Below are 8766 nucleotides of genomic sequence, written 5' to 3'. Positions count from 1 at the left end.
TTTATGAAAGGAGAGTAACATCTATGAAAAAGTTACTCGCAATGGTGCTGGCTCTGGTCATGACTCTGTCTCTGGCCGTCAGCGCCAACGCCCTCAAGGCCGACGAGAAGATCAACGATAATTACGCTGAAGCTGTCGCCGTCCTCGATGGTATGGGTGTTTTCAAGGGTTATGAGGACGGTTCCTTCAAGCCCGAGAACAAGATCACCCGCGCTGAGGTGGCTACGATCATCTATCGTATCTACACTCAGGATCTCGCCAAGAACGACAAGTCTGGCCTGTACGCTTCTTACAACAAGTTCAGCGACATGGCCGGCGCTGGCTGGGCTGCCGGTTACATCGGCTACTGCGCCAACGCTGAGTTCGTCAAGGGCTATCCCGACGGCACCTTCAAGCCCTCCGGCAACGTCACGGGCTACGAAGTCCTCACCATGATCCTGCGCGCCATCGGCTACGACAAGAACGGTGAGTTCACCGGCGCTGACTGGGCTCTCAACGTCGCTAAGTACGCTGAGCAGGCTGGCGTCCTCGCCAACGTCAAGGGCGTTGACCTCAACGCTCCTGCCACCCGTGAGCTCGTTGCCGAGCTGCTGTTCCGTGCCATCGCCAAGGCTCCCATGGTCACCTACACCGCCGCGTTCGGCTATCAGACCGTGAGCTTCAGCGGCTCCAAGAACGACAGCAAGCTCTTCAAGGACAACGAGACCCTCGGTCACAAGAACTTCGACCTGACCCCCAACGCCACCAACGGCACCTATGGCCGTCCGGCTACCAAGTGGACCTACAACTGCGGCGACAAGTCCACCACCGTCTACGACAAGCCCGTTGCCACTTACACCGAGAAGGTTTCCGCTTGCGATCTCTGCAAGGATCTGAGCGAGAAGAAGGAAGCCAAGGTTGTCCTCTCTTACACCGACGGTGTGAAGAGCACCACCGCTGTAACCTACAAGGCCAACGACACCAAGACCGAGACCGGCGCTCAGGGCCAGCTCACCGAGGTCTATGAGAACGGTGACGATTACACCGTTATCTACATCAACACCTATCTCGCCAAGGTCACCAAGGTGATCGAGGAAGTCAAGGACAAGAACGACCACGTCAAGGTCGAGGCTTCCGTCAACGTTGACGTTTACGGCACCAAGGCCAACAATGCCGGCGATGTCACCAACGAAGTCATCACCGACAACTTCGAGACCGATGGCTTCAAGAAGGGTGATTTCGTCCTCGTTACCTATGATAACGGCGACATCGCTTCCATGGAAGCTGCCAAGGGCGAGGTTGCTAAGCTGACCGGCCTGAAGGGCAAGTCCGAGGAAACCTCTGACATCAAGGCTGTCACCGCTGTTGCTTACAACAACGTCAAGGTTGCTGTCATGGCTACCATGAATCCGCTCGCCAAGGGCAAAGATGCTGTGATCAATCTCAAGGACAGCTACACCTTCTACTATGACACCTACGGCAACATCATCGGTGTGGGCGACTACACTGCTGACGCCAACTATGTTGTCATCGACCGCATCTGGGCTGGCCACGACGACGGCAAAGTCACCGTTTACGCTGACCTCGTCAACGTTTCCGACGCTTCCGTCCTCACCAAGGTCACCGTCAAGAGCGTTGAGGGTGTCAAAGTCACTGCTAACGTTGATCAGGAAGCCAAGCAGAACAAGGAGTTCTATGAAGACCTGATGACCTACACCGTCAACAAGGATGGCGAGTATGAGCTCACCGATACCGGCGTGAAGGTTGAGACTAAGATTCAGGACAAGACCACCAAGCTTCTCTGCACCTATGACGCCAACGAAAAGAAGGACGTCATCAATACCCCCACCGGTTACAAGAACGTCTACATGGATAAGGACACTGAGATCCTGTTCCAGTACACCGCTTCTCCCGAGGGCACCTACAAGGCTTACACGCTCGACACCCTGCCCAACAGCTTCTGGGGCTATGTTGAGTATGTTGTCGGTGAGAACGGTCGTGCCGATGTCGTGTACGTCCGCGGCGCTGACAAGACCTTCAGCTACATCTTCGTCACCGATATCAACGATATCGAGACCAAGCAGGTCGACGATGACACCACCAAGTACATTCTCGGCAGCGCTTACGCTCTGAACGAGGATGGCAAGCTGGACGAAAAGAGCGCTGTTTCTGTCACCAGCGACAGCAAGAACTTCGTCCTCAATGCCAACGCTGTTGTTGGTAGCACGCAGTCCCTCACCACTCTCAGCAAGGCTGGTCTCTACAAGCTGTACACCCTCGGCGAGAATGATCAGGTTCTCCAGTATGTTGAGCCCACCAAGCTCACTGAGGTGAAGGACTTCAAGGACAACACTGTTCTCGGCCTGTATGAGGACGAACTCGTCAACGCTGATGAGCTCCAGAAGTTCTACTGGACCGGTGACTTCGAGAACACTGATGGCGAGAACAGTCCCTATGCTGTTGAACTGGAGAAGGCCGACGACAAGTCCGAGCTGACCTCTATGGAGGCTGGCAACTGGGTCTATGTCCAGAGAGACGCCAAGGACGAAGAAATCGTTGCCCTGCACAAGATCAGCCTTAAGGTTGCTGTGTCCGTCTCCGACAAGGAGAACGCTTCTGTCACCGCTGACACCATGTACTTCGGCGATGCTCTCAAGGATCTTGAGGTCACCGTCAAGGCTTGGAACGAGGCTACCGGCGTTAAGATGAACGGCGTGGCTGCTGCGGATTACACGCTCGCTCAGAAGGACGAGAAGCTGACCCACAGCTCCGAGCGTGTTTATACCGCCAAGGCTGCCAAGAACGCCGTTGTCGATGGTGACATTGTTGTGACCATCGCTGCGGAGCCCGCTTGCAACAGCAAGGAAATCCGCGCTGTTGATCCTCTGCCCGCGGACATCACCAACTTCTCCGTTGAGGTTACGCCTCACACCAACAGCGTGCGCGGCACCGTCAAGGTGATCGCTCCCTCCGCTGCTACCGTGAAGGTCAACGACCTGCTGCGCTGCATCAAGGCCAACGGTACTCATGTTAACCCGGATCTCGTTGTCTTCGACAACAGCCTCGAGAACAAGATTACCGACACCAACGTCACTCTGGACAAAGTTGGCAATGTTGCCATCGCTGTCTACGCTGAGGACGGTTCCGTTGCTTACTACAACGTCGTCGTCGCTGAGCACTAATCTCTGATTAGTCAAAAAAAGAAGGCCCCGAAAGGGGTCTTCTTTTTTTGCTCTTTTTTACTTTTTCAACCCATACAGCACGCAGCCCGAACCTTTCAGGCCGGTAAACTTAAAGGTCATGCTCTGCATGGCGTTCCAGTTTGCGCTGCCGTTCAAAATCGAGCCGCTGAGTCCCTCAAAGCTGTCGTTGCGGTTCTGCGTCGGCGTGTGGTAGCCCGCCGCCACGCCGTATTTTGCCGGAAAAATCCACGCGACGGTCGCCGCGTGGCCGCCCATCGCATCGGCCAGCAGTCCAATACTCTTGCTGTCGCACAGCAGTTCCACCCTGCCCTTGTCGCCTACGCTCGAGCCCGCCGCGTCCACCGTCGCAAACACCAGAAACGCGCGGTAGTCGGCCATGTTCAGCGCCGACAGGTCGTAGACGATGCTGCCGTTCGCCGCCGTCGTCGTGCGCGGTTCTCCGAGCGACACCAGCTTGATCTCCTGCTCCACCGCCACGATTTGTTCCTGCACCGCCGTGATCTGCGTGCCCACGCTCTCCGCGCTCGCCGCCGCGTTTGCTTTGTCGGCGTTTTTCTTCATCTGCGCGTCGATCTTGCCGAACGCGTCGTTGAAGTCGTCCATCTTGATCTGATCCGCCTTGACCCATTGCGGGAGGTTGTAGTTTGCGGTCTTATCCATCGTCCCGCCCCCTTTCAGCGTCCGTGCATGACGGACAGCACACCAAACGCCTCATCGATGCTCGAGAAGCGGTATTTGCGCTCGTCTGCCTCGCGCTGCGCCTTTTCGATCGGGTTGTCGAATTTCATCTGCGCTAAGTGCTCGCACTTTTCAATCTGGGTCCGGGGTCGTTCATAGGTGTTGTTGTACATGTTTTTCCTCCTCATTTTGTGCAGCCCGCGCATTTGCGCGGACCGTTTACAGCTATAAAGCTGTAAAGCGGTTTTTGGGACGAACCGGTGCAACGGAGGAAAAATTTTCGCCTTGACAACGCGGGGAAGCGGGGTATAATGGAGATAGAAAAGGGCGCTGCGACAAGCGGTTAGTCCGGTTCGTAAGTAGTTTCAATCATAGAAACCGTCACTTGCCGGAGTGGCGGTTTCTGCTTTTTACGATAATCGTCACAGTAAACTGCTTGATATGAAACGTAATTCGCATTTCGTCACCCCCTTTCGGGGTACGTGACTAACCGCCTGCCGTTGTGCAGCGCCTGATGTAATTTTACAAAATTTTACACGCTTTGTCAATCTTTTCCGCCCGTTGGGCGGTTTTTTGCATTTTTTAGATGGTTTCGAGCGTCACCAGCGCGTCGAGCAGCGGCCACGCCTGCGCGAGCTCCCGCCCCGCCTGCCAGAAGCCGATGCCCTGCAAGCCCTTTTCCGCCGCGAGGGCGATCTTCGCGCGCAGCGAGCGCGCGTCCTCGAACCAGACGACGTGTTCGCGCCGCATTTTGTCGAAGTAGTGGTAGCAGGGCGAGCGCGCGGTTTCGTCAAACTCAATCTCCGCCCCCACCAGCCGCGCCCGCGCGACGGCCGCTTGCGACGAGAACGTCTCGGCCCGCGTCCGGCCTTTTTCGTAGGGCAGCGGCCAGTCGTAGGCGTACAGCGGCGCGCCGAGGAAGATGTTCTCCCCCGCCGTGACCGAGAGCGCGTAATCGAGCACCGCGCGCACCTGCGGCAGCGGCGCGATGGCCTGCGGCTCGCCGTAGGTGTAGCCCCATTCGTAGGTCATCAGGAACACGGCATTCGCGGCTTTTGATAGCAGCGCGTAGTCGTGCGCCTCGTAGAGCAGTCCGCGCTGCTGCGCGCTCGTCTTCGGCGCGAGCGCGGCGACGGCGGGCTTTCCCTCCGCGTTCAGCGCCTCGCGCAGACGGCAGACGAACGCGGCGTAGTCCTCGCGCAGCTCCGGCGGGACGTACTCGAAGTCGACGTCGAGGCCGTAGGATCCCTTTTTCGCCATCGTCTGCAAAATCTCGGCAGGGAGCGCGCTCTGCGCGCTGTCGTTTTGCAGGAGCAACGCGGCGTTTTCGCTCGAAAAATTCCCCTCCGGCGTCAGCGTCGAGAGGTGCATGAGCGATTTTGCGCCATAGCGCGCCGCACGTTCGAGCAGGCGCGCGTCATCGAGCGGCGCAAGGACTCCCGCGGGCGTGATGCCGTAGGTGAACGGCGTCAGATACGTCAGGTACGGCAGGACCGAGTCGAGCAGCTCGCCGCCGATGTAGGGGTAGGCGTAGGCGTTCACGCCGAGCGTACCGAGCGGCGCTTCGTCTGCGTAGTCGATGGCAAGCACGTCGCCCTCGCGCGCACGGTGTGCAGTGTCTTCGGCGTCCGCACGACGAGCGCCTGGCCGATCACAAGCGGCGTACTCAGCGCAAGGCCGTTGTCCGCCGCGACGAACGCGGGCAGGGCGTCGTGCATCGCGGCAATGGAAGAAAGCGTGTCGCCGCGCTTTACAACATGAATGTGCATGGTCGATCCCTCGCACCATTCTATGCCGGATTTTTCGCGCTTACCCCAGCGCGACGTCCAGTATCATCATCAGAAGGAAGCCCACGAGGAAGCCGCACGTCCCCCGCCGTCCGCCCGCGCGCGGCAGCAGCTCCTCCGCCACGACGTAGAGCATCGCCCCGGCGGCAAAGCTGAGTAACCACGGCATCAGCGCGTGCACGCCCGCCGCCGCGAGCACGACGAGCGCGCCGAACAGCGGCTCCACCGCGCCGGAGAGCACGCCGGTCCAGAAAGCGCGCCGTTTCGACTTGCCCGATTGGTACACCGGCAGCGCCACCGCCGCGCCCTCGGGAAAGTTCTGCACGCCGATGCCTAGCGCCAGCGCGAACGCGCCGGCAAGGCTCTCCCCGTCCGCCGCGAGCGCGAACGCGAGGCCGACGGCCATGCCCTCGGGGATGTTGTGCAGCGTGATGGCCGAGAGGAGCAAAAAATCGCTGTGCACCTCTCCCCCGCCGCGCCGCCGCACGAGCTCGTCGAGCAGGAAGAGCGTCAGCGCGCCGAGTACAATGCCCGCCGCGGCGGGCAGAAACGGCGGCAGACGCCCCTCTGCCTCCGTCTGTTCGATGGCAGGCAGGATGAGGCTCCACACGCTCGCCGCCATCATCACGCCCGCGGCAAAGCCCAGCAGCGCGCCCTGCGCGCGCTCGCACACCTTGCGGGCAAAAAAGAACACCGTCGCGGCGCCCAGCGCCGTCATCAGAAACGTGAAAGACGTGCCGAGCAGAGCCAGCATCAGTGGTCGAATCATATCCGTTCATCGCCTTTACGGTTTGTCAGGCGGAAAAGCGCCTGTATGCCAGTATAGGCGGCAGGAATGAAAAACGTGAAAAAGGGCGCGGAGAATTCTCCGCGCCCTTTTGGAGCAATATTGACTTACTGCATCAGCTGCGCGACCATGTCGGTGTACGCGCTGGGATCTTCGAGCGGCAGCCCCGCGATGAGGTTTGCCTGATCGTAGAGGATTTTGGCATACAGCGCCGCCTTGTCGCGGTCCGTTGCCAGCGCGGCGGCCATCGCCTTGACCGCCGGATGATCGACATTCAGCTCGAGGATGCGCTCGGCCTTGATGGGCTCGGGCATCTGGAAGTTCTTGAAGTACTTCTCCATCTCGAAGCTGAAGCCCTCGCCCGCCGTCAGACAGACGGGATGGGTCTTCAAGCGGTGCGAGACCTTGGCCTCCTTGATCTTGTCGCCGAGCGTCTCCTTGACGAACTGCATGAGCTCGGCGCTTTCGCTGTCGTCCTTTTGCTCATCCTCGCCGCCAAGCTCGAGGTCGCCGTCCACGATGGAGCGGAACGGCTTTTCGTCGTAGTTCATCAGCGCCTGCAAAACGAACTCGTCCGTCTCGCCGGTCAGGTACAGAACCTCGTAGTCCTTGTCCTTCAAAAGCTCGGTCTGCGGTAGCTTGTCCACGGCGGCGATGCTCTCGCCCGCAGCGTAGTAGATGCACTTCTGGCCTTCCTTCATACGCTCGACGTACTCTTTGAGCGTCGTGAGCTTCTTCTGCGTGGAGGAATAGAACATCATCAGGTCCTTGAGCGAATCCTTGCGGCTCTCGCCGCCGTCGCTCACGATGCCGTAACCGATCTGGCGGCCGAAGTTTTCGTAGAATTTCTCGTAGCCCTCGCGGTCATCCTTGAGGAACTTTTCAAGGTCGGCGCGGACCTTCTTTTCGAGGTTCTGGCCGATGACCTTGAGCTGGCGGTCGTGCTGTAAAAGCTCGCGGGAGATGTTCAGGCTCAGATCCGGCGAATCGACCACGCCGCGCACAAAGCGCAGATAGTCAGGCAGCAGCGAGTCGCACTTGTCCATGATGAGAACGCCTGCGCTGTAGAGCTGTAATCCCTTTTCATATCCTTCCGTGTAGAAGTTGAACGGGCGCGAAGACGGCACGAACAGCAGTGCCTTATAGGTCACGCTGCCCTCGGCCGAGACGGTGATCGTGCGCTGGGGCTTGTCGAATTCATGCGTCAGCTCGGAATAGAACTTGTTGTACTCTTCGTCCGTGACGTCGCTCTTCTTGCGCTGCCAGAGCGGCACCATGGAGTTGACGGTCTTCATCTCCTCGACGGTCTCGTACTCGGGCTTCTCCGGGTCGCTGCCCTCTTTGACCTTCTGCTCGGGCAGCAGCATGCGGATGGGGTAGCGGATGTAGTCGGAGTACTTCTTCACGAGCGCGTGCAGACGGTAGGACTCCAAGTACTCGCTGTACTTCTCCTCGTCCGTGTCGGGCTTGATGTGCATGATGACGTCGGTGCCGACGGCTTCCTTGTCGCACTCGGCGATCGTGTAGCCGTCCGCGCCTGAGGACTGCCACTCATAGGCCTGCTCCTCGCCGTATTTCTTCGTGCGGACGGTGATACTGTCCGCGACCATGAACGCGGAGTAGAAGCCCACGCCGAACTGGCCAATGATGTCGATATCGGCGTCCTTCTTGTCCTTTTCCTCGGTCTCCTGGCGGAACTTGTAGGAGCCAGACGACGCGATGACGCCGAGGTTGTTTTCAAGCTCTTCGCGGCTCATGCCGATGCCGTTATCCGAGACCGTCAACGTGCGGTTCTCCTTGTCGACCGACACCGTGATGGCAAAATCGCTGCGGTTCATGCCGACCTTGTCGTCCGTCAGCGCAACATAGCAGAGCTTGTCGATAGCGTCGCTGGCGTTGGAAATGATCTCGCGCAGGAAGATCTCCTTGTGCGTGTAAATCGAGTTGATCATCAGATCGAGCAAACGCTTCGATTCTGCTTTAAACTGTTTTTTAGCCATAAAAGCATCCCTCTCTGAATTGTATTTGAACCTAAGTATAGCAGGAAATTCCTGATATTTGTTACTAAACTCTTAATTTTTAGCACTCGTCGGCAGCAAGTGCTAAAGCGAAACGGTTACCTTTGTTATATATAAAAGGTACTATTGGTTTCGCACCCGTGCGAAGCGCTTCGCGGCACTTGTGCCGCGGGGGAAGCAGCGCCTACGGCGCCGCACGGATCAAAGGGGGGATTCTCTTTTGCAAAAGAGAATCCCCCCTTTGGAACCCCCAGAGAAAGGCCTTGGATTGGCAGTCTCAGGCTTGAACAACTCTGATGTCTCCGAAGTGAAAG

Annotated in this window: 7 protein-coding genes; 1 reads left to right on the top strand and 6 read right to left on the bottom strand. The window is 58.3% G+C overall.

Annotated features, from left to right (window positions below; translation table 11 throughout):
* Positions 1–23 precede the first annotated feature (23 nt).
* On the top strand, positions 24–3161 hold the full coding sequence (locus tag NI20_RS0112690) for an S-layer homology domain-containing protein (RefSeq protein WP_081958510.1): 3138 nt from the start codon (positions 24–26) through the stop codon (positions 3159–3161).
* A gap of 57 nt (positions 3162–3218) precedes the next feature.
* Here the strand turns inward: NI20_RS0112690 and NI20_RS0112685 are convergent, their stop codons facing one another.
* From NI20_RS0112685 to htpG, 6 genes are all read right to left on the bottom strand, one after another.
* Positions 3219–3842: a hypothetical protein gene (locus NI20_RS0112685; protein ID WP_033121758.1), complete on the bottom strand. Its 624-nt coding sequence runs from the start codon at positions 3840–3842 to the stop codon at positions 3219–3221.
* Between the two features lie 14 nt (positions 3843–3856).
* The gene (locus NI20_RS15250) at positions 3857–4033 is read right to left on the bottom strand and encodes a hypothetical protein (RefSeq protein WP_156108650.1); all 177 of its coding nucleotides are present in this window, start codon (positions 4031–4033) and stop codon (positions 3857–3859) included.
* Between the two features lie 409 nt (positions 4034–4442).
* Positions 4443–5450, bottom strand: a complete 1008-nt coding sequence (locus NI20_RS13895; protein ID WP_052084701.1) for a glycosyl hydrolase family 18 protein — start codon at positions 5448–5450, stop codon at positions 4443–4445.
* The gene (locus NI20_RS15765; protein ID WP_052084700.1) at positions 5399–5629 is read right to left on the bottom strand and encodes a LysM domain-containing protein; all 231 of its coding nucleotides are present in this window, start codon (positions 5627–5629) and stop codon (positions 5399–5401) included. The genes NI20_RS13895 and NI20_RS15765 overlap by 52 nt, the downstream gene beginning before the upstream one ends.
* Before the next feature lie 40 nt (positions 5630–5669).
* Positions 5670–6416, bottom strand: coding sequence for a ZIP family metal transporter (locus NI20_RS0112675; protein WP_197055399.1), 747 nt, complete (start codon positions 6414–6416; stop codon positions 5670–5672).
* A 125-nt stretch (positions 6417–6541) separates the two neighbouring features.
* Positions 6542–8434 carry a molecular chaperone HtpG gene (gene htpG, locus NI20_RS0112670; protein ID WP_033121757.1) on the bottom strand — a complete coding sequence of 631 codons (1893 nt, stop codon included), beginning with the start codon at positions 8432–8434 and terminating at the stop codon, positions 6542–6544.
* Positions 8435–8766 lie beyond the last annotated feature (332 nt).

It is taken from the genome of Oscillibacter sp. ER4 (genome assembly GCF_000765235.1).
GTDB classification, from domain to species: domain Bacteria; phylum Bacillota; class Clostridia; order Oscillospirales; family Oscillospiraceae; genus Hominicoprocola; species Hominicoprocola fusiformis.
Note: the sequence above shows the minus strand (reverse complement) of the source record. Positions and strands in the feature narration are given on the sequence as shown.